General features: G+C 71.0%; 16 protein-coding genes. 14 read left to right on the forward strand and 2 right to left on the reverse strand.

Translation table 11 applies throughout. The features are described 5' to 3' along the window. Positions 1-45 precede the first annotated feature (45 nt). The 7 genes from HHX41_RS17610 to HHX41_RS17640 all read left to right on the forward strand — a co-directional run bounded on the left by HHX41_RS17610 (position 46) and on the right by HHX41_RS17640 (position 9,261). Entirely contained in the window at positions 46-1,038 is a 993-nt protein-coding gene (locus HHX41_RS17610) for a sugar ABC transporter permease (RefSeq protein ID WP_182906836.1), read from the forward strand. Further along, on the forward strand, positions 1,035-1,907 hold the full coding sequence (locus tag HHX41_RS17615; protein ID WP_310742037.1) for a carbohydrate ABC transporter permease: 873 nt from the start codon (positions 1,035-1,037) through the stop codon (positions 1,905-1,907). Before HHX41_RS17610 ends, HHX41_RS17615 begins: the two co-directional genes overlap by 4 nt. 64 nt (positions 1,908-1,971) lie before the next feature. Beyond that, on the forward strand, positions 1,972-3,639 hold the full coding sequence (locus HHX41_RS17620) for an extracellular solute-binding protein (protein ID WP_182906838.1): 1,668 nt from the start codon (positions 1,972-1,974) through the stop codon (positions 3,637-3,639). A gap of 70 nt (positions 3,640-3,709) precedes the next feature. After that, positions 3,710-5,254: a GH39 family glycosyl hydrolase gene (locus HHX41_RS17625; protein ID WP_182906839.1), complete on the forward strand. Its 1,545-nt coding sequence runs from the start codon at positions 3,710-3,712 to the stop codon at positions 5,252-5,254. After that, positions 5,251-5,970 carry a hypothetical protein gene (locus HHX41_RS17630; RefSeq protein WP_182906840.1) on the forward strand — a complete coding sequence of 240 codons (720 nt, stop codon included), beginning with the start codon at positions 5,251-5,253 and terminating at the stop codon, positions 5,968-5,970. The genes HHX41_RS17625 and HHX41_RS17630 overlap by 4 nt, the downstream gene beginning before the upstream one ends. Continuing rightward, entirely contained in the window at positions 5,957-8,002 is a 2,046-nt protein-coding gene (locus tag HHX41_RS17635; RefSeq protein ID WP_182906841.1) for an alpha-glucuronidase, read from the forward strand. Before HHX41_RS17630 ends, HHX41_RS17635 begins: the two co-directional genes overlap by 14 nt. After that, complete coding sequence (locus HHX41_RS17640) at positions 7,999-9,261, forward strand: SGNH/GDSL hydrolase family protein (RefSeq protein WP_182906842.1); 1,263 nt, start codon at positions 7,999-8,001, stop codon at positions 9,259-9,261. Before HHX41_RS17635 ends, HHX41_RS17640 begins: the two co-directional genes overlap by 4 nt. Positions 9,262-9,301: 40 nt before the next feature. Here HHX41_RS17640 and HHX41_RS17645 read toward each other — a convergent pair whose 3' ends face one another. Next, entirely contained in the window at positions 9,302-9,754 is a 453-nt protein-coding gene (locus HHX41_RS17645) for a MarR family transcriptional regulator (protein ID WP_310742038.1), read from the reverse strand. Between the two features lie 194 nt (positions 9,755-9,948). Between HHX41_RS17645 and HHX41_RS17650 the strand changes: the two genes are divergently transcribed. Continuing rightward, positions 9,949-11,310 (forward strand): PHB depolymerase family esterase, encoded by a 1,362-nt coding sequence (locus tag HHX41_RS17650; protein ID WP_182906843.1) that lies wholly within the window; start codon positions 9,949-9,951, stop codon positions 11,308-11,310. Between the two features lie 90 nt (positions 11,311-11,400). On the opposite strand, the gene HHX41_RS17655 is transcribed toward HHX41_RS17650, so the two are convergent. Next, positions 11,401-12,234, reverse strand: coding sequence for a PaaX family transcriptional regulator C-terminal domain-containing protein (locus HHX41_RS17655; RefSeq protein ID WP_310742039.1), 834 nt, complete (start codon positions 12,232-12,234; stop codon positions 11,401-11,403). Positions 12,235-12,369: 135 nt separating this feature from the next. Between HHX41_RS17655 and HHX41_RS17660 the strand changes: the two genes are divergently transcribed. The 6 genes from HHX41_RS17660 (at position 12,370) to HHX41_RS17685 (ending at position 20,198) form a co-directional block, all read left to right on the forward strand. After that, positions 12,370-12,825 carry a MaoC family dehydratase gene (locus tag HHX41_RS17660; RefSeq protein WP_182906844.1) on the forward strand — a complete coding sequence of 152 codons (456 nt, stop codon included), beginning with the start codon at positions 12,370-12,372 and terminating at the stop codon, positions 12,823-12,825. A 248-nt stretch (positions 12,826-13,073) separates the two neighbouring features. After that, entirely contained in the window at positions 13,074-14,021 is a 948-nt protein-coding gene (gene speB, locus HHX41_RS17665) for an agmatinase (RefSeq protein WP_182906845.1), read from the forward strand. Further along, positions 14,018-15,670 (forward strand): N,N-dimethylformamidase beta subunit family domain-containing protein, encoded by a 1,653-nt coding sequence (locus tag HHX41_RS41835; protein ID WP_220504173.1) that lies wholly within the window; start codon positions 14,018-14,020, stop codon positions 15,668-15,670. Before speB ends, HHX41_RS41835 begins: the two co-directional genes overlap by 4 nt. Continuing rightward, positions 15,667-16,047: a cupin domain-containing protein gene (locus tag HHX41_RS41840; protein WP_220504174.1), complete on the forward strand. Its 381-nt coding sequence runs from the start codon at positions 15,667-15,669 to the stop codon at positions 16,045-16,047. Before HHX41_RS41835 ends, HHX41_RS41840 begins: the two co-directional genes overlap by 4 nt. A gap of 118 nt (positions 16,048-16,165) precedes the next feature. Further along, on the forward strand, positions 16,166-17,656 hold the full coding sequence (locus HHX41_RS17680) for an APC family permease (protein WP_182906846.1): 1,491 nt from the start codon (positions 16,166-16,168) through the stop codon (positions 17,654-17,656). Continuing rightward, entirely contained in the window at positions 17,649-20,198 is a 2,550-nt protein-coding gene (locus HHX41_RS17685) for a CehA/McbA family metallohydrolase (RefSeq protein WP_182906847.1), read from the forward strand. The genes HHX41_RS17680 and HHX41_RS17685 overlap by 8 nt, the downstream gene beginning before the upstream one ends.

Raw genomic sequence — 20,198 nt, forward strand, 5'->3', positions numbered from 1 at the left:
GTGATCTGTCGGCGTGATCTGTCGGAGGGCACCGGAGGCACAGGCATGAGCACCACCAGAACGATCGACGTGTCACCGGGCGCCGGGGGTCCCGGCCGCGCGAGACCCGGTCCCTCCCGTGCGCGACGGCCGCCGGGACGCAGCTGGCGTCAGGCGCTGCGCCGCGACTGGCAGCTCTACTCGCTCGCGGTCCTTCCGCTGCTGTTCTTCCTGATCTTCCGGTACCTGCCGATGATCGGCAACGTCATCGCCTTCCGTAAGTTCCAGCCCGGCGGCAGCGTGCTGGGCGAGGAATGGGTCGGCCTGCGTTACGTGAAGATGTTCCTGAACGACCCGTCGTTCTGGCAGGTGTTCACCAACACCGTGGTCATCGGCGTGCTGACCCTGCTGTTCTGCTTCCCGACGCCGATCGTGCTTGCCCTGCTGATCAACGAGCTGCGCGGCCGGCGGGTCAAGCGGTTCGTCCAGTCGGTGTCCTACCTGCCGCACTTCCTGTCGATGGTGGTCGTGGCCGGGCTCGTCATGGAGATGCTGTCGGTGGACGGGCCGGTCAACCAGCTCCTGCGCGCGATGGGCAACGACCCCGTGGCGTTCCTGCAGGAGGCGGGGTGGTTCCGCACCATCTACGTCTCCTCGGAGATGTGGCAGACCGTCGGCTGGGGGACGATCATCTACCTCGCCGCGCTCACCACCATCGACGAGCAGCTGTACGAGGCGGCCCGGATCGACGGCGCGAGCCGGTGGCGGCAGGTCTGGCACGTGACGCTCCCCGGCATCCGGCCGACCGCGGTCACCCTGCTGATCCTCAACATCGGCACGTTCATGGCCGTCGGCTTCGAGAAGATCCTGCTGCTCTACAACCCGCTGACGTATCCCACCGCCGACGTGATCTCCACGTACCTCTACCGGATGGGCATCGTCTCCAACAGCTTCAGCTACGCCGCGGCGATCGGCCTGTTCGAGGCCGTGATCGGGTTGACCCTGGTCATGTCGGCGAACCTGATCTCCCGGCGCACGGTGGGGACGAGCCTGTGGTGACCGTCGACAGGACCCGGGGTCACCGGGTGTTCCGGGCGGTCAACGCGGTCATCCTGACCGGCGTCGTGGTCGTGACCCTCTACCCCTTCGTCAACATCGTCGCCCGGTCGCTCAGCGACGAGTTCGCCATCCGCGCCGGCAAGGTCAACCTCGTCCCGGTCGGGTTCACCTTCCGTACGTATGAGTTCGTGGCCTCCGACCCGACGTTCTGGATCAACTACCGCAACACCCTGGTCTACACGGTCGTCGCCACGGCCATCGCGATGGTCATGACCACGTGCTACGCGTATGTCCTGTCGAAGAAGCACCTGAAGGGCCGGACGTTCCTGATCGGGATCGCGGTCTTCACGATGTTCTTCTCCGGCGGGCTCATCCCCAACTACATCCTCATCTCCAGCCTCGGGCTGAAGGACAGCATCTGGGCCATCGTGCTGCCGAACGCGGTCAGCGTCTTCAACCTCCTGGTGATGAAGGCGTTCTTCGAGGGCCTACCGGCCGAGCTGGAGGAGGCCGCCGCGATCGACGGCATGAGCACCTACGGCATCCTGCTCCGGATCGTGCTGCCGCTGTCGAAGGCGGTCCTCGCGACGATCGTGCTGTTCTACGCCGTGTCGTTCTGGAACTCGTGGTTCGCGGCCTTCCTCTACATGAGCCAGAACGACCTGTTCCCCGTGACCGTCTACCTGCGCAACCTCATCGCCGGCGCCACCACGGGCACGTCCGTCGGCGCCGACGCCACCGACATGACGGTGGCCACCAACATCAAGTCCGTGACGATGGTGCTCACGGTCATCCCGATCCTGGTGGTCTACCCCTTCGTCCAGCGGTACTTCGTCAAGGGCGTCATGCTCGGCGCGGTGAAGGGATAACACGCCGGACCTCTCATTCCGCATCCACTCAGCCCGTTTTCCCAAGGGAGAGGACCCCCCTTTCATGTATGAGATCAACCGGCGTCAGGCGATGGTCGCCGTGGGAGCCTTCCTCGCGCTCGCCGCCTGCAGCACTGACGGCACCGACGGCGATTCCGGCCCCAAGAAGAGCGGTGACGACTTCGCGGCGAACCGCGAAGGCGCGATGGCCGACTACGCGGCCGGCAAGCCGTTCAAGGCAGCTGCTCCGCTCTCGTTCAGCATCCTCTACAACAACCACCCGTTCTATCCGATCAAGAACGACTGGCCGTTCTGGTCCGAGCTGACAAAGCGGACCAACGTGACGCTGCAGCCGAACGTGGTGCCGCTGAGCGACTACGAGAACAAGCGCAGCCTGCTGATCGGTGCCGGCGACGCCCCGATGATCATCCCGAAGACCTACCCCGGCCAGGAGACCCCCTTCGTCGCCTCGGGCAGCGTCCTGCCGGTCAGCGACTACCTCGACCTGATGCCGAACTTCAAGGAGAAGGTCGCCAAGTGGAACCTGCAGGCCGACCTTGACACGCTCCGGCAGGCCGACGGCCGCTTCTACCTGCTCCCCGGCCTCCACGAGGACTACTGGACGGACTACACGCTGGTGGTGCGCAGCGACATCCTCGACAAGCTCGGGCTGGAGATCCCGCAGACCTGGGACGACGTGCACACCATGCTGAAGGCGATGAAGGAGGAGTATCCCGACTCCTATCCCTACTCGGACCGATGGGGCATCCCCACGCCGGGCGGCGCCATGCTGAACCAGGTCTTCGGCCTGGGCAGCGGCGCCCGCGGCGGCTGGGGCTTCACGACCGGCATCACGTGGGATCCCAACGCGCAGAAGTTCGCCTACACGGGGGCGATGGAGCAGTACAAGCAGATGCTGCAATTCCTCCACACGCTGGTGGAGGAGAAGCTGCTCGACCCGGAGAGCTTCACTCAGCAGGACGATCAGGCGATCCAGAAGCTGGCGTCCGGCAAGTCCTTCGTGATCAGCGGCAACGCCCAGACGCTCGTGAACGAGTATCGCCCGCCGCTGAAGAAGGCCAACCCGAAGGCGAAGCTCATCAAGATCCCGGTGCCCATCGGGCCGCAGGGGCCGGTCAAGGCCGACGCCAACGACAGCCGGTTGGAGAACGGCATCATGATCTCGAAGAAGGCCCGGGACAGCAAGAACTTCGTCGCGATGATGCAGTTCATCGACTGGCTCTGGTACTCCGACGAGGGCCAGGTGTTCGCCAAGTGGGGCGTCGAGGGGACCACCTACACCAGGGACGGCTCCGGCAAGTTCCAGCTCGCGAAGGACGTCGACTTCGTCGGCCTCAACCCCGGCGCACCCAAGCACCTGCAGAAGGACTTCGGCTTCTCCAACGGCGTGTTCGCCTACGGCGGCAGCACCGAGCTGCTCCAGTCGACCTTCTCCGAGGAGGAGATCGAATGGCAGAAGACGATGAACGCCAGGAAGGCGCTGCCGCCGAAGCCGCCGAGCCCGCTCAACGACGAGGAGCGCGAGCAGGCCGCGCTGTGGCAGACCCCGCTGAAGGACCACGCCACCCAGAACACGCTCGAGTTCATCCTCGGCAAGCGGAGCTTCGACGAGTGGGACGCCTACGTCAAGGAGCTCGAGGCGAAGAACATGACGTCCTACGTCAACCTCGTCAACGGCGCGTACGAGCGCTACAAGAAGGAGCACGGCTGACCGGCCCGTGCCGGTCGTGCCTGTCCCACGGCCGGCACGCGCTGTCCGGAACGGCGAGCGAAGGACGATGATGCCCCACCCTGTCCCCGATGTGCCGGACGAGATCTCGAGCCGGCTGACCGACGCCTGGCGGTTCTGCGTCGGCACCGGCCGGTTCGACCTGGCCCTGCGCCGGGACTACCAGGAGTCGCTGGCGCTGGTCCAGCGGGAGATCGGCTTTCGGCACATCCGGGGGCACGGGCTGCTGAGCGACGGGGTGGGCGTCCACCGGCCGTACGAGCACCGGGGGACCCGGCACGTGCGGCACGTGTTCACTTATGTGGACCAGGTGATCGACGCCTACCTCGACCTCGGGATCGCGCCGTTCCTGGAGCTGGGCTTCATGCCCTCCGGGCTCGCGTCCGGCGACCAGACCGTTTTCTGGTGGAAGGGCAACGTCACCCCGCCCCGGTCGTGGCAGGAGTGGGCCGCGCTGGTGCGGGCCACCGTGACGCACCTGGTCGACCGGTACGGGCTCGACCGGGTGTGCACCTGGCCGATCGAGGTGTGGAACGAGCCCAACCTCAAGGAGTTCTGGCTCGACGCGGACCAGGACGCCTACCACCGCCTGTACGAGGTGACCGCGAACACCGTCAAGGACGTGGACGCCTCGCTCCAGGTGGGCGGGCCGGCCATCTCTCCCGGCTCCGACGAGTGGCTGGTGCGCTTCGCCGACTTCGTCGCCGAACGGTCCCTGCCGATCGACTTCGTCAGCCGGCACGCCTACACCTCCGGCCCGGCCCGGCACGTGCCGTTCGGCGTGCACCAGACGCTGGCCCCGCCGTCGCGGCTGCTGGAGCAGTTCGCCACGCCCCGGCGGCAGCTCCGGGGCGGTCCGCTGGCGGATCTGCCCGTGCACATCACCGAGTTCAACTCCTCCTACCGGCCGGACAACCCGATCCACGACACGGCCTTCCACGCCGCGTACCTCGCGCCGGTGCTCGCCGCCGGGGGAGACCTGGCCGACTCCTTCTCCTACTGGACCTTCAGCGACGTGTTCGAGGAGGCAGGGGTGCCGGCCTCGCTGTTCCACGGCGGCTTCGGCCTGCTGACCCACCGCCAGATCAAGAAACCGGCCTATCACCTGTACGCGTTCATGGCGCGGATGGGCGAGGAGGTCCTGGCCCGCGGCGAGGACTACCTGGTCACGAGGGACGGCGACGGCCGGGTCACCGTGCTGGCCTGGGCGCCGGTGGACGTCACCGGCGGCCCGCCGGTCGACGGGCACACCGTGCGGCTGTCGGTGCCGGTCGCCTCCCCGTCCGGCGCCGCCTTCCTGCTGCGCTCGTCGGTGAGCGAGGAGAAGGGCAACGCCTGGCGGGCGTGGTGCGAGATGGGCCGCCCGGCGTCTCCCACCCCCAGACAGCTCGACCTGCTGCGGGAGACCGCGGAGCCGGTCCGCGGTCACCGCGGCTTGCCGATCGAGGACGGGCACGTCCGCCTGGACATCGTCCTCGGCCGCCACGAGGTCACCCTCCTGGAGATCACGCCCGTGGTGGACGAGACCCCGCCCTGGGAGGACGGGCGGGACGAGCGCCGCCTGCTCGGCCTGGACGACCAGGGAGGCCCCCGATGACCGAGACGACGATCCGGCGGTTCGGCCAGGGACCGCTCTCGCGCGTCTCCGCGCTGGTCTACACCCTGCTGGTGGTCGAGCTCCTGCTGCTGGCCACCACCCTGCCCGGCCTGATCGGGCTCGTCCTGCTCGGCCGTGACGCCGCCAACATCCCGCTGGCCGCCGCCTGCGCGCTCCCGGCCGGCCCGGCGCTGTCCGCCGCGCTGTACGCGGTGCACCGCACAAAGCCGGACCTGACCGACCTCCACCCGGCGTCCGCGTTCTGGCGGGGCTACCGGATGAACGTCCGCGGGGTGCTGAAGCTCTATCTCCCGTGGCTGGCGTGGCTGACCGTCCTCGGGTCGACGCTCGCCAACTTCGGCGCGGCCGGCGTTCCGGGCTGGTGGGCGACCCTGCTGGTCGTCGTCGCGCTCGCGACGGCCCTCTGGGGTGCGAACGCCCTCGTGATCACGTCGCTGTTCGCGTTCCGGGCGAGGGACGTCGCCCGCCTGGCCGCCTTCTTCCTGTTCTCCGCGCCCCGCGTCGCGCTCGGCAACGCCTGCCTCCTCGTCGTCGCGGGCGGCGTCACGCTGGTCGCCACCGAGGCCGCGCTGACGCTGCTGGGCTCGGTGTTCGCGTCGGCGCTGCTGCTGAACAGCCGGCCGCTGATCGCCGGGGTCACGGAGAAGTTCACCGTACAGGGCGACTCCCCGGAGAGTTCTCGTGACGATTCCTGAGCCGGCCGGTCCTGATCTGGCCGGTGTCCACGCCGCGTGGCTGCCGCCCGAGGCGTTCCGGGCGATCGGCTCGCGCCACACGCTCGTGTTCGGCGAGGGAGGCCTCGTCGGCACGGTCCACGACGAGGTCGCGCGGGCATGCGCGCGGTACGGCGGACGCGTGCGCCGCGCCGAAGCCGGGCCGTACGACCTCGTGCTCGCGCTCACGGCGGGGGAGCCGCTGCCGGAGGCGGCGGCCGAGGTCCGGCCCGCTGAGGCGGTCGGCGACGAGGGGTACGTGATCGCACGCCGGGACGGTGTCACCGTGGTGCTCGCCGACGGGCCCGCCGGGCTGCTCTACGGCCTGTTCCACGTCGTGCGGCTCGGCGAGCGGGCGTTCGCCGGCGAGCGGCGCGCCGAGCACCACCGGCCGGCGACGCGGCGGCGCATGCTCGACCACTGGGACAACGTCGACGTGCACCCCGTGATGGGCCAGGTCGAGCGCGGCTACGCGGGCGGGTCGATCTTCTGGCGCGACGGCGCCCCGCGCGGCGACCTGGCCCGGGTGCGCGCCTACGCGCGGTTGCTGGCCGCGTGCGGGGTTAACGCGATCTCCGTGAACAACGTCAACGTGCACGCCACCGAGGCCCGCCTGCTGACGGACCGGCTCGGCGACGTCGCGGCGATCGCGGACGTGCTCCGGCCGTACGGGATCAGGGTCCACCTGTCGGTGAGCTTCGCCTCGCCCGTCGCGGTCGGCGGGCTGCCGACCGCCGACCCGCTGGACGAGGACGTGCGCAAGTGGTGGACGGGGGTCACCGGGCGGGTCTATGAGACGATTCCCGACTTCGGCGGATACGTGGTGAAGGCCGACTCGGAGGGGCAGCCCGGCCCGTTCGCGTACGGGCGCGACCACGCCGACGGCGCGAACCTGCTGGCCGAGGCGCTGGCGCCGTACGACGGCGTCGTGCACTGGCGGGCCTTCGTCTACAACCACCGGCAGGACTGGCGCGACCGGTCCACCGACCGGGCCCGCGCGGCGTACGACCACTTCGCCCCGCTCGACGGGCGGTTCCGCGACAACGTGATCCTGCAGGTGAAGCACGGCCCGATCGACTTCCAGCCGCGTGAGCCGGTGTCGCCGGTGATCGCGGCCATGCCCGCCACCCGCCTGGCCGTGGAACTCCAGGTGACGCAGGAGTACACCGGTCAGCAGCGGCACGTCTGCTACCTCGCCCCGATGTGGCGCGAGGTGCTCGGCTTCCGCCCCTGGGGCCCCGGCGGGGCCGCCGTGGCGGACGTCATCGGCGGCGGCGACCTGGTGGGGGTCTCCAACGTGGGCGACGACCCCTACTGGACCGGCCACCCGCTCGCCCAGGCCAACCTGTACGCCTTCGGACGGCTCGCCTGGGAGCCGCGGCTGGACCCTGCGGCGGTCCTCGACGAGTGGATCGACCTCACCTTCGCGCCCGTGGCGAACGGGGACGTCGAGCGGTCGCGGCACACGCTGCACGCGGTCATGGACGACTCCTGGCGCACCTACGAGCGGTACACCGCGCCGCTCGGCGTCGGGTTCATGGTCCGCCCGGGCCACCACTACGGGCCCGACGTGGACGGATACGAGTACACCCCGTGGGGCACCTACCACTTCGCCGACCGGGACGGCGTCGGCGTGGACCGCACCCGCGCCACCGGGACCGGCTTCACCGGCCAGTACCCGCCGCCGTGGTCGGAGGTGTACGAGTCGCTCGCCGGCTGCCCCGACGAACTGCTGCTGTTCTTCCACCACGTCCCGTACGGGCACGTGCTGCGGAGCGGTTCGACCGTGATCCAGCACATCTACGACACGCACTTCGCGGGAGCCGAGCAGGTGATCGAGGCCAGGCGGCGATGGGAGGAGGCCGCGGGGCTGTTCGACCCGTCCCTGCACGCCCGGGTGAAAGATCTCCTCGACGAGCAGGTCCGCTGCGCGCAGGAGTGGCGCGACCAGGTCAACGCCTACTTCTTCCGCAAGTCGGGCGTCCCCGACGCGCACGGGCGGCGCATCCCATGACGCGGCCGCCATGGATGCCCGAGGCGCCGGTGGTTCCGAGAGCCGACGGGCACTGGGTCCCCACGTGGACGGCGATGCCGCAGGCCGCCGAGCCGGACAACATGCCGCCCGCGCCGTTCACGCGGGACGACGCGGTCCTGGCCGACGCCACTGTGCGGCAGACCATCCGGGTGTCGGCAGGCGGGGAGCAGATCCGGCTGCGCGTGTCGAACGCCTTCGGCGGGGCGGCGCTGTCCGTCACGAAGGTCGGCGTCGCGCTGCCGGCCGGCGGGCGGGCCGGGGTGAGCGCGATCAGGCCGGGCACCGCGCGGCCGGTGACCTTCCACGGCCGGTCGTCGGTGACGATTCCGGCCGGCGCGCAGGCGGTCTCCGATCCGCTGTACGCCGGGGTCGCGCCCCGGTCCAACCTCACCGTGAGCGTCTACCTGGCCGACGGGCAGCGTCCGGCGGGCACCACCGCGCATCCGGGCTCGCGGACCACCTCGTACCTCCTGGCGGGCGACCACGCCGCCGCCGTGGACCTGCCCGGCGCGACCCCCGTCGACCACTGGTATCTCCTGAGCGCCCTGGAGGTGTGGGCCGGGCCGTCGGCCGCGGCGGTGGCGGTGGTGGGCGACTCGCTCAGCGACGGCCGGGGCTCGACCACCAACGGCAACGACCGCTGGCCCGACCGGCTGGCCGACCGCCTGCAGTCGCTGCCCGGCACGTGTGGTGTGGCCGTGGTCAACCAGGCCGCCGGCGGCAACCGGGTGCTGGACGACGGCCTGGGTCCCAACGCGCTGGCCCGGCTGGACCGCGACGTGCTCGCGCACAGCGGGGTGGCGTGGCTGATCCTGTTCGAGGGAGTGAACGACATCGGCACGGCCGAGGCGACCGAGGCCGCGCAGAAGCGGGTGGCCGACGAGCTGGTTTTCGCCTACGACCAGATCGTCACACGGGCGCACGCCCGGGGCATCCGGGTGTACGGCGCGACGCTGACGCCGTTCGGCGGCAACACGCCCTACGACGACGCGCGGGGCTGCCGTGAGGCGGCCCGGCAGGCGGTCAACCAGTGGATCCGCACCAGCGGCCGGTTCGACGCCGTCGTCGACTTCGACCGCGCCGCCCGCGATCCGGCCGACCCCCGCCGGCTGCGCGCGGCCTACGACGTGGGCGACCATCTGCACCTGAACCCGGCGGGATACCAGGCGCTCGCCGACGCCGTGCCCGTCGGGCTGTTCCTGCACGAGCCGCTGCCCCCGGGCTTCGGGTTCGGCTGAGCCCGGCGAAGAGGGGATCGAGGCCCTTCCCCGCGGGTGTTCAGTCGCCGGGCCGCAGGGCCCGGGCGCAGACGGTGAGGCCCTCTCTGAGGGTCTCGCGCGTCGCGTCGTCGACCTTCTCGAGCATGACCGCCTCGATGTCGTCGAGGGATGTGTCGCAGCGCCGGAGCACGGACGTCCCCTCGGCGGTGAGGCGGGCGCACAGCATCCGGCCGCCGTCCGGGTGCGGGTCGCGGCGGATCAGGCCGCGCCGTTCCAGGTCGCGGATGACGAGGTTCATCGCCTGCGGCGTGACGAACGCGATGCGGGCCAGCTCCGCCGACGACAGGCCGTCGCGCGTGCGGAGTTCGCTGAGCGCCATGTACTCCGTCGTGGTGACTCCGTGCCGGGCGAGCGCGTCGTCCAGACGGGCGCGGACGCGGCGCTCCAGGCGGAACACCAGATAGCTCAGGCGGGGCGCGGGTGCGGCGCGACGGGTGCGGCGGGCGGTCACCGGACGACCATACCGTGCGATCGCCCGGATGTAAGTTTCGCGCTTTGCTATCAAGTCACTTGATAGCAAGTACCTTGATAAGCAGTGAAAATAAAAATTTGATCTCCGGGCCCTTCGCGCGGCTTCTTGACCGCCGGTCGCGCCTGCTCATATACCGGCTGGCGTCGGTATTTAGAAACAACGAGGAGGAGCGGATGAGGCGATTGCTCGCGGCGCTCGCCGGCGCCTGCGCGGCGGTTGTGTGCGCCGCCGCGGCCCTGGTGTCCGTGCTGGTACCCGCGCACCCCGCCGCCGCGGCCACGCTGACCGAGGTGACGAACTTCGGCGCCAACCCCGGCAACCTGCGCATGCACCTGTACGTCCCGAACGGTGTCCAGCAGAACCCGGCGATCGTGCTGGCCATGCACACGTGCGGCGGCTCGGGGCCGGGTTTCTACTCGTCCACCGAGTTCGCGTCGCTCGCCGACCGGTACGGCTTCATCGTCATCTACCCGTCGGCGTCGAAGAAGATGAACTGCTTCGACAACTGGTCCGAGGCGTCCAAGGTGCGCGGCGGCCAGACCGACCCGGTGTCGCTCATGTCGATGGTGACCTACGTCGAGCAGCAGTACCACGGCGACCCGAACCGGGTGTTCGCGACCGGCGCCTCCTCGGGCGCCATGATGACCAACGCCATGCTCGCCCTGTATCCCGAGGTGTTCAAGGCGGGTGCGGCCTTCATGGGCGTGCCGTTCACGTGCTTCCCCAACGAGGCGGCCTACAACCCGGCGGGCAACTCCTCCCCGTGCGTGGGCAAGACCGCGCAGCAGTGGGGCGACGCGGTCCGCAACGCGAACCCCGCCTACCGGGGGCCGTGGCCCCGGATGCAGCTGTGGCACGGCACCAACGACACCGTCGTCGCCTACGCCGAGCTGGAGGAGGAGGTCAAGCAGTGGACGAACGTGCACAGCCTGAGCCAGACGCCGACCTCCACGGACACGCCGCAGTCCGGGTGGAACCGCCGCCGCTACGCGGACGGCTCCGGGACGGTGAAGGTCGAGGCCTACACCATCCAGGGCGCGGGGCACAGCCTCCCGGCGGGCGGCATGGCCGCCGTCGCCGTCCAGTTCTTCGGCATCACCGGTAGCAACCCCAGCCCGAGCCCGAGCCCCAGCCCGAGCCCGAGCGCCAGCCCGTCCGTGAGCCCTTCGGCATCGCCGAGCGCCTCGCCGTCCGCGAGCCCGTCGGCTCCGCAGCAGGGCGCGTGCCGGATCACCTACAGGGCCAATTCCTGGAACGAGGGCTTCACCGCGGACGTCACGATCACCAACACCGGCGCCGCTCCCGTCAACGGCTGGACCGTCACCTGGACGTGGCCGGGCAACCAGCGGATCGTCAACGCGTGGAACGCCACCGCGACCCAGTCCGGCGCCCAGGTCACCGCGCGCAACGTCTCCTACAACCCCGCCATCCCCGCCGGAGGCAGCACGAACTTCGGCTTCCAGGGGACCTACAGCGGCGCCAACACCACACCGTCCGGATTCGCCCTCAACGGCACGCCCTGCTCCGTCTCCTGACCGGGCCGGCACCGCGCCCGGCCGCGCCGGCATGAGACCCGCCGAGCCGCGCCGTTCGGGGGCCGGCGCGGCCGGGGCGCCGCCGGAGGATCAGACGGCCAGCGTGTCCAGGACGGCGGCGGCCAGCTCGCCGGCGGGCGGCTCGTACCGCTGCGCGAGGGCCTGGAAGGTCTGCTCGGCCTGGATCGCCGGCCAGTCCCGGGGCAGCAGCTCGGCCGGCAGGTGCGGATCCTGCCGGACGAGCTGCAGCCAGTCGGTGTGCAGCAGCAACTGCCGCGCGAGGTCGTCCGGTGCGCCGGGAAGCGGCCGGGGGACGTCCCACTGGGCGAGGAACGCGCGGTAGCGCGCGGCGATCTGCTCGACGTCGAACCCCTTGCCGACCAGGTCGGCCGCCTCGGTCGGCGCGAACGCCTTCGCCGTCAGCACGGTCACGTGATCGCCCAGATCCAGAGAGGCGAGGACACCGGTGACGTCCCTGGCGCCCGGCGCGATCCACAGCCCGCTCTGCAGCAGGCCGAATCCGTTCCAGATGAGCTGGGAGCGCAGGTCGTGCCGGGTGCTGCGGCGGCTGTCGGGAATGGAGAACCCGACGACCGTCCAGGTGCCGTCCCAGTCGCGGTTCACCGCGCCGGTCTCCCACACCCTCCTGCGCCCGTCCTCCAGGACCTCCACGGCATGCGGTGTCAGCCCGAAGTACACCTTCCGTCCTTGCCGGTGCCGTGTCAGCAGGTTCCGCTTCGCCATCCGCGCGAGCGTCGACCGTACGGCCTCCTCGGAGACGCCGAGACGGGCGAAGACGTCGATGACGCTCCCGGAGTAGACGGCGACGCCGCGATGTAGCACGTAGATCCCGAGGAAGCTGAACATCAGGGACTGCGGGCGCGGGGATGGCGCCGTCTGGTCGTCTTCGCCGCCGAGGGTCACAGCAGAAAAGGGTAGACCGTTCCCGACGTCATGCAAATCATTGACGGCCGTCAGAAAGCTGCCATACGTTCGAGGTGTCACGCTCGCCTGCTCGGGCTCGGCGCGCAGGAGAACACGGGAAGGGGCGACCGACGCATGACCACGACGGTGAACGGGCTCGACGAGATCAGGGCGCTGGCCGGTAAGGACCTCGGGCGCAGCGGCTGGCTGGAGATCGCCCAGGAGCGGGTGAACACTTTCGCCGACGCCACCGGCGACCATCAGTGGATCCACGTCGAGCCGGTCAGGGCCGAGGGTGGCCCGTTCGGTGGCACGATCGCCCATGGGTACCTGACCCTGGCCCTGGTCATCCCGATGTTCAATGAGCTGCTGGAGATCGGGGGGGTGACGATGAGCATCAACTATGGGCTGGAGAAGGTCCGCTTCCCCAGCCCGGTCAGGGTCGGTGCCAGGATCCGGCTCGGCGCCGTCGTCGTCTCCGTCGAGGACGTCCCCGGCGGCGTCCAGATGCTGCTCGACTTCACCGTCGAGATCGACGGCGCGGCCAAGCCGGCCTGCGTCGCCCGCGCCGTCTACCGGCACTACGCCTGACCCCTGACTTCCCGACCCGGCGGCCACCCCTGGCCGCCGGGTCGTCCGCGTGCCCGGACCCCGCCTCGTCACCGGGCTCGATCCGCCCTCCGCGCCCCGCCGCCCTCCTGGCCGGGTTTGTGTTCAGCCACAAACCACCGCCTCACTCTCCGTGCGTGCCCCAATTGCCGGTTTAGTCCGTGTGCTGCAGACTTGCCGATCCATAAGCCCCTGACCTGGGGCTTCGCGCCGGAGAGAAAGGCTCAGGTATGACCGTGCCACGGGGGCCCGTCGATTCCTCCCGGGTTCCGCGGTTCGCCGGCCCGGCCACCTTCGCGCGGCTGCCGCGCCTGGACGAGGTCGGGCACGCCGACGTCGCGGTGGTGGGCGTGCCGTTCGACAGCGGGGTCTCCTACCGTCCCGGCGCCAGGTTCGGCCCTTCGGCCGTCCGCGAGGCCAGCCGCCTGCTCCGGCCGTACCACCCGGGCCTGGACGTCTCGCCGTTCGCGGCGGTGCAGGTGGCGGACGCGGGCGACATCGCGTGCAACCCGTTCGACATCCGCGAGGCCGTCGAGACCATCGAGGCGGCCGCGTCCGGGCTGACGGAGAACGGCACGCGCCTGGTCACGGTCGGCGGGGACCACACGATCGCGCTGCCGCTGCTGCGGGCGGCCGCCCGGCGGCACGGCCCGGTCGCGCTCCTGCACTTCGACGCGCACCTCGACACCTGGGACACCTACTTCGGGGCCGAGTACACCCATGGCACGCCGTTCCGCCGCGCGGTCGAGGAGGGCATCCTCGACACCGAGGCGGTCTGCCACGTCGGCACCCGCGGCCCGTTGTACGGCAAGAAGGACCTGGAGGACGACCGGCGCCTGGGCTTCGGTATCGTGACCAGCGCGGATGTGATGCGCCGGGGTGTGGACGAGATCATCGACGCGCTGCGCCAGCGGATCGGCGGCCGTCCGCTCTACCTCTCGATCGACATCGACGTTCTCGACCCGGCGCACGCGCCCGGCACCGGCACCCCCGAGGCCGGGGGCCTGACCAGCCGGGAACTGCTGGAGATTCTGCGCGGCCTGGCCGGATGCGACCTCGTCGGCGCCGACGTCGTGGAGGTCTCCCCGGCGTACGACCACGCCGAGATCACCTCCGTCGCCGCCTCCCACGTGGCCTACGACCTGATCAGCCTGCTCGCACTCAAGGAGGAGCAGTGAGCGACACGAACACAGAGCCGGGCCTGCCCGCCGCCTTCGCCTGGTCCCCGAAGGGCTGGCCCTCGGAGCGTGCGTTCCGCACGCCCGACGCGGCCGAGGTGTGGTGTTACACCGACCGGTTCTCCTACTTCCCGGGCGAGACCGTTCGCTTCCACCTCAGCGCCGGTGTCCCGTCCTTCGACCTGGAGGTGGTCCGCGACGGGCTGGAGCCGCGGGTGGTGTGGTCGCGCACCGGACTGTCGGCGGGCCGGCACGAGGCGCCGGCCGACGCGCACGCCGTCGGCTGCGGCTGGCCCGTGGGGTTCGAACTGGAGATCCCCGGTGACTGGCGCAGCGGCTTCTACATCGTCACGGTGCGCGCGGTCACGCCGTCCGGCGAACTGTGGGAGCGCGAGCACTTCTTCGTCGTCAAGGCCCCGGCCGAGCGGCGTGCCCCGGCCGCGCTCGTGCTGACCACCGGCACGTTGCTGGCCTACAACGACTGGGGCGGCGCCAACCACTACCGCGGCCTGGGCGACGACCCTCGTTCCGACAACGGGTCGCCGCTGGCCTCGACCCAGCGCCCCATCGCCCGCGGCATGATCCGCAAGCCGCTGAGCGCGCCGCGGGAGGCCAACCCCGGCATCCTGCCCATGCACGGCGCTCCCCGCTATCCCTCCTACGAATGGGCGCGCCTGTTCGGGTACAGCCGCCACCACGCCGACGCGTTCTGGGCGACGTACGAGCGGTACTTCGTGGTGTGGGCCGAGCGCAACGGGTACGAGATCGACTACCTGACCCAGCACGACCTGCACTTCGACCCCCACGCGCTGGACGGGTACTCCTGCGTCGTCGTCGTCGGGCACGACGAGTACTGGTCGTGGCGGATGCGCGACACAGTCGACGCGTTCGTCGACGCCGGCGGCAACCTGGCCAGGTTCGGCGGCAACTACCAGTGGCAGGTGCGGCTCAGCGACGACGGCGCCACGCAGTACTGCTACCGCCTGCCGTCCCTCGACCCGGAGGCGGCCACGACGCCGCACCTGGCCACCACGGTGTGGGAGGCCAAGTCGGTCGGACGTCCCGGCGCCACCACCATCGGCCTCAACGGCCTCGGCGGGATCTACAACCGCTACGGCGTCGCCACCCCCCGCTCGTCGGGCGGCTTCACGGTCTACCGGCCGCACCACTGGGCGTTCGAGGGGACCGACCTCTACTACGGCGACCTGCTCGGCGGGCCCCCGTACTTCCTGGCGGCCTTCGAGCTCGACTCGGTCGAGTACACCTTCCGCCGCGGCCTGCCGTACCCGACGTTCGAGGACGGCGCGCCGGAGACGCTGGAGATCCTGGCCCTCGCGCCGGCCGTACGGGGCGAGGAGGACCGCTTCGGCGGCCGGGTGCCGATCGGCGGGCCGGAGGAGGAGGTCTACAACTACAACGCCGACCTCGGCGACGACCTGCCCGACTATGTGCACGAGGGCGAGATGCGGGGGGCCGGCATGATCGCGGCCTTCACCCGCGGCGACGGCGAGGTCTTCAACGGCGGCACCACCGAGTGGTCCCACGTGCTCGGCCTCGGCGACCCCTTCGTCGAGCGCATCACCCACAACGTCCTGCGCCGCTTCGGCGCCGGCAGCCGTTCCGGAGACCACGGGGGAGCCGCATCGTGAACGACAGGCACACTCCGGTGGGCGTCGACGCCGTCCGCGCCGTCACCGCCGGGAACGGCGAGCGCTTCGTGCCGCCGCTGAGCGACTACCACCTGCTGTCCGGCGAGTGGACGGAGGCGGAGTTCCGCGTCTTCGGCGGCGCCGCGAGCTCCTTCACCGGCGGGTACTGGACGGGGGAGCCCGGCGCCGTGCGGTTCGACTCCTGGCCCTACGACGAGATCTGCTTCATCCTCAAGGGCCGCGTCGCCGTGCAGGACGAGTCCGGGCGGCGCAAGGAGTTCGGCCCGGGAGAGTCGTTCCACATCCCGCAGGGCTTCCGCGGCGACTGGATCACCCTAGAGCCGAGCGAGAAGGTCTTCGTCGCGGTCACCCGCTGATCAGCCCATCCTCCTTCAGCCCCGAGCCCGTGGGCGGGCGGTCGCCTGCCCGCGGGTCGCCGAACCCCCAGTGTCGCCGAACCCCCAGTGTCGCCGAACCCCCAGTAAGGAACTCACCATGCCAGGTCATCCCCCCGGGAACGCCGCGACCGCGCCCGGCACCCTCGCCGGCAACGCCATGGGCACCAAGGACCTCGTCTTCACGGTCCTGGCCGCGCTCGCCCCCCTGACCCTCATCGTCGCCGTCGCCCCCCTGCACTTCCTCAAGGGCGGCGCCGCCGTCCCCGGCGGTTACCTGGTCGCCGGGGTGGTCATGGCGCTGTTCGCCGTCGGCTTCATGACCATGAGCCGGTACGTGCGCAACGCGGGAGCCTTCTACGCCACCATCGCGCGCGGCCTGGGCAAGCCGGCGGGCTCCGGTGCGGCGGTGCTCGCCGTCGTCGCCTACAACGCCCTGCAGATCAGCACGTACGGCGCGCTCGGCGTGTACGCGACCGAGACGTTCAAGAACTACTTCGGCCGCGACGTGCCGTGGTGGGTGTTCGCGGTCGTCGGCCTGGTCTTCGTGGGGTGGCTCGGGTATCGGGGCATCCACACCAGTGCCCGGATCCTCGGGGCGCTGCTGGTGCTCGAGACGGCCGTGCTCGTCGTGCTGGCGGCCTACGTGCTGCTGATGGGCGGATCCGGGGACTGGTCCGCCACGTCGTTCGCCCCCACCCGGGTGTTCGACCCGGGCAACGGAGCCATGTTCGCTCTGGTCGCCGGGGCGTTCATGGGCTTCGAAGCCACCGCGATCTTCAGTGAGGAGGCGCGGGGCGGCATCCGCACGGTCCGCCGGGCGACCTACATCGCGGTCGGGTTCATCGCCGTCTTCTACGCCTTCATCACCTGGGTCGTCGTCATGGCCTACGGCGCCGACAAGATCGGCGCAGCCGCCGAGGCCGACCCGGTCAACCTCGTCGTGGCGGTCTTCGACAGGTACGTGCCCGCCCCGATCACCGAGGTGATGCACATCCTGCTGCTGACCAGCGCGTTCGCCGCGCTGCTCGCGCTGCACAACGCGGCCAACCGCTACTTCTTCGCCATGGGCCGGGAGGGCCTGCTGCCCCGCGTGCTCGGCCGTACCCACCCGCGGACCAAGGCCCCCTGGGCGGCCGGCCTCGTCCAGACCGCGCTGGCGGCCGTGGCCGTCGTCGTGTTCGCGGTCCTCGGGATCGACCCCTACCTCGGGCTGCTGCTGTGGGGCAGCGCGCTCGGGTTCCTCGGGATCATCTGCCTGTGGGCGCTGTGCTCCCTGGCGATCATCCGCTTTCTGCGCCGGGAGGCGCCCCAGGCCGGGATCTTCCGCACCACCGTCGCCCCCGGGCTGAGCTTCGCCGCCCTGGCCGTGGTGCTCTTCCTCGTCCTGAGCAACCTGCCGCTGCTGACCGGCGCCGGGACCACCACCAACATTCTGATCATCGGCCTCGGCGTGGCCGGCATCGTGGCCGGCGTCACCAGGGCCCTGTACCTGCGCGCCCGCGCACCCCGGCTCTACGCCGGGCTGGCCCAGACGTCCGTCGACGAGCCGCCCGCCGGGCGGAGGGAGACATCTGTCAGAAATGCCTGATCACGACGTGTCGCCGGCCGGCGGCTGCCGGGGCTATCACCCGCTCGACCTGGCCGATGTGCTCAACGCCCCCCGCTCGGTTCTCGACGACGGAGACTCCTACCCGCTCGGGCCGCGCACGCTCTACGGCCTGCCGTTCCGGTTCGGCGACGAGGGAGGCGCGGACGCGGCGCTGCTCCGCGTGGGCGGGTCCGGCCCGGCGACCGTCACCGTCGCCGTGGGCCGCAGGGTCACGTGGCTGGTGGTCGCCCACGCCCTGGAGTCCCCCGACCTGTTCGACGGGCAGATGGCCGGTCAGCTCTGCGGCCACTACACCCTCGTCTACGACGACGGGACCACCGAGCGGCTGCCGGTGCGCCAGCGCCTGGAGATCGGGCCCACGCCGCGGCTGTGGAGCGACCGGGCCATCCCGCTCGACTGGGGGCAGACCCCGTTCCTGGCCGTCCCCGACGCCCAGCACCGGCTGATGCCGCGCACCCACGGGCGTTTCGACGCCGCCGGGGCCCGGTTCGTCGACATCGACGACCCGCAGGCCCGGTCGCCGTACGTCCTGCCCTACCGGTTCTACCTGTGGCCCTGCCGCAACCCCCGGCCCGAGCGGACGGTCCGCGCCCTGGAGATCCACTCGGCGGGCCCGGCCATCCTCGTCGGCGCGGTGACCACCAGCGAGCTCGACGAGGACCCCTTCGGGCGTACGGTGTGGCGCGACGTCCTGCTCGACCTCGGCCCGTCGGCGGGGCCGATCTCGGAGGATCTGGCGGTGAGCGTCGACCGGGGGTCGGCGACCTACGTCTACCGTACGGCCGGCTCCGTCGACACGGCCGCCGGGGGCACGCCGGCCTGGGGAACGCCCACTGGGGAGCACCACCAGGGCTACGTGCGCGTCGCCGCCACTCCTTCGGCGCGGCTGACGCTCACCCGCGGGGAGACGGTGATCAGCGCCTGCGGCTGGGGGGAACTGCTCGGCGCCGGGGAGTACGGCGACGGCGGGGTCACCTGGCGCGTCCCCGACGCGGGACGGGCCTGGGTGCGCACCACGGTCAGGGACGCGGCCACCGGCGAGCCGGTCCCGTGCCGGATCCACTTCCGCTCCGCCGACGGGGTGCCCTACCCGCCGCACGGCCATCACGGGCACATCAACTCCGACGGCAACACCTGGAACCTCGACATCGGCGGCGACGTCCGCCTCGGCACCACGACCTACTCCTACGTCGACGGCACCTGCGAGGGCTGGCTGCCGCTGGGCGAGGTCACCGTCGAGGCCGCCCGCGGGTTCGAGTACGAGCCGCTGCACACCACGGTCACGATCGAGCCGGGCCAGACCGAGCTCGAGCTGACCCTGGCCAGGGTGACGGACCTGGCCGCCGACGGCTGGTACAGCGGCGACACCCACGTGCACTTCGTCTCGACCCTCGGCGCCGAGCTGGAGGCCCGCGGCGAGGACGTCCGGGTCACCAACCTGCTGCTCAGCCAGTGGGGGCACCTGTTCACCAACACGGAGGAGTTCACCGGCCACCCGCACACCTCCCACGACGGGCACACGCACGTGTTCGCCGGGCAGGAGAACCGCAGCGGCATGCTCGGCCACATCAACCTGCTCGGCCTGCGCCGTCCGATCATGCCGTGGTGCACCGGCGGCGCGGAGGAGGCCGAGCTCGGCGGCGGCCTTGAGACGACCCTGTCCCACTGGGCCGACGAATGCCGCAAACAGGGCGGCACGGTCGTGCTGGCGCACTTCCCCGTGCCCAACGGCGAGGCCGCGGCCCTGCTCGCCACCGGCAGGCTCGACGCCGTCGAGATGATCGCCTACGACGACTACAACATCCGGGAGTACTACCGCTACCTCGACGCCGGCTACCGGATCACCCTGGTGGGCGGCACCGACAAGATGAGCAGCGAGGTCCCGATCGGCCTCATCCGCACCTACGCGCACGTGCCGCATGACGAGGAGTTCGACTACTGGGCCTGGTGCCGGGCCGTACGGCGGGGAGCGACCTTCGTCACCAGCGGCCCGCTCCTGTGGTTCGCCGTCGACGGCCGTGAGCCGGGCCAGGAGGCGCGGGTGCCCGCGAGCGGCGCCGTACGCGTCGACGCCCGCGTCCAGTCGATCTTCGACGTCGACCGGCTCGAGATCGTGGTCAACGGTCACGTCGTCGCCGAGCGCAGGCTCGACGCCCCCGGCCGGACGCTCGAACTGACCGCGGACGTGCCGGTGACCGAGGACAGCTGGATCGCCGCGCGCTGCTACGGACCGGGCGCGGGCGTCGCCCGGCACCACGACGTGTGGGCCAGGCCGATCATGGCGCACACGTCCCCGGTCTACCTGCGTACGGGCGAGGAGTACGCCCGGTCGGACGCGGCCACGATCGACCACATGCTGAACCTCGTCGACGGCTCCCTCGCCTACATCGACGAGCGCAGCCGGCGCCTGTGGCCCGGCCGGGTGTGCCACCGGCACGGGCAGGAGGACCACCTGGCCTTCCTGCGGGCGCCGTTCCTCCAGGCACGCGAACTGCTGCACGAGCGCAGGGCGGCCCTCTGA

The organism is Microbispora sp. H13382 (assembly GCF_014161445.1).
Taxonomy (GTDB): Bacteria; Actinomycetota; Actinomycetes; order Streptosporangiales; family Streptosporangiaceae; genus Microbispora.

Excerpts from the sequence above, each read along its gene's own strand:
- speB (WP_182906845.1), top strand. The coding sequence starts at position 13,074 with ATGACCGTGCCACGGGGGCCCGTCGATTCCTCCCGGGTTCCGCGGTTC.
- HHX41_RS17660 (WP_182906844.1), top strand. The coding sequence starts at position 12,370 with ATGACCACGACGGTGAACGGGCTCGACGAGATCAGGGCGCTGGCCGGT.
- HHX41_RS17650 (WP_182906843.1), top strand. The coding sequence starts at position 9,949 with ATGAGGCGATTGCTCGCGGCGCTCGCCGGCGCCTGCGCGGCGGTTGTG.
- HHX41_RS17610 (WP_182906836.1), top strand. The coding sequence starts at position 46 with ATGAGCACCACCAGAACGATCGACGTGTCACCGGGCGCCGGGGGTCCC.
- HHX41_RS17625 (WP_182906839.1), top strand. The coding sequence starts at position 3,710 with ATGCCCCACCCTGTCCCCGATGTGCCGGACGAGATCTCGAGCCGGCTG.
- HHX41_RS17685 (WP_182906847.1), top strand. The coding sequence starts at position 17,649 with ATGCCTGATCACGACGTGTCGCCGGCCGGCGGCTGCCGGGGCTATCAC.
- HHX41_RS17680 (WP_182906846.1), top strand. The coding sequence starts at position 16,166 with ATGCCAGGTCATCCCCCCGGGAACGCCGCGACCGCGCCCGGCACCCTC.
- HHX41_RS17630 (WP_182906840.1), top strand. The coding sequence starts at position 5,251 with ATGACCGAGACGACGATCCGGCGGTTCGGCCAGGGACCGCTCTCGCGC.
- HHX41_RS17620 (WP_182906838.1), top strand. The coding sequence starts at position 1,972 with ATGTATGAGATCAACCGGCGTCAGGCGATGGTCGCCGTGGGAGCCTTC.
- HHX41_RS17640 (WP_182906842.1), top strand. The coding sequence starts at position 7,999 with ATGACGCGGCCGCCATGGATGCCCGAGGCGCCGGTGGTTCCGAGAGCC.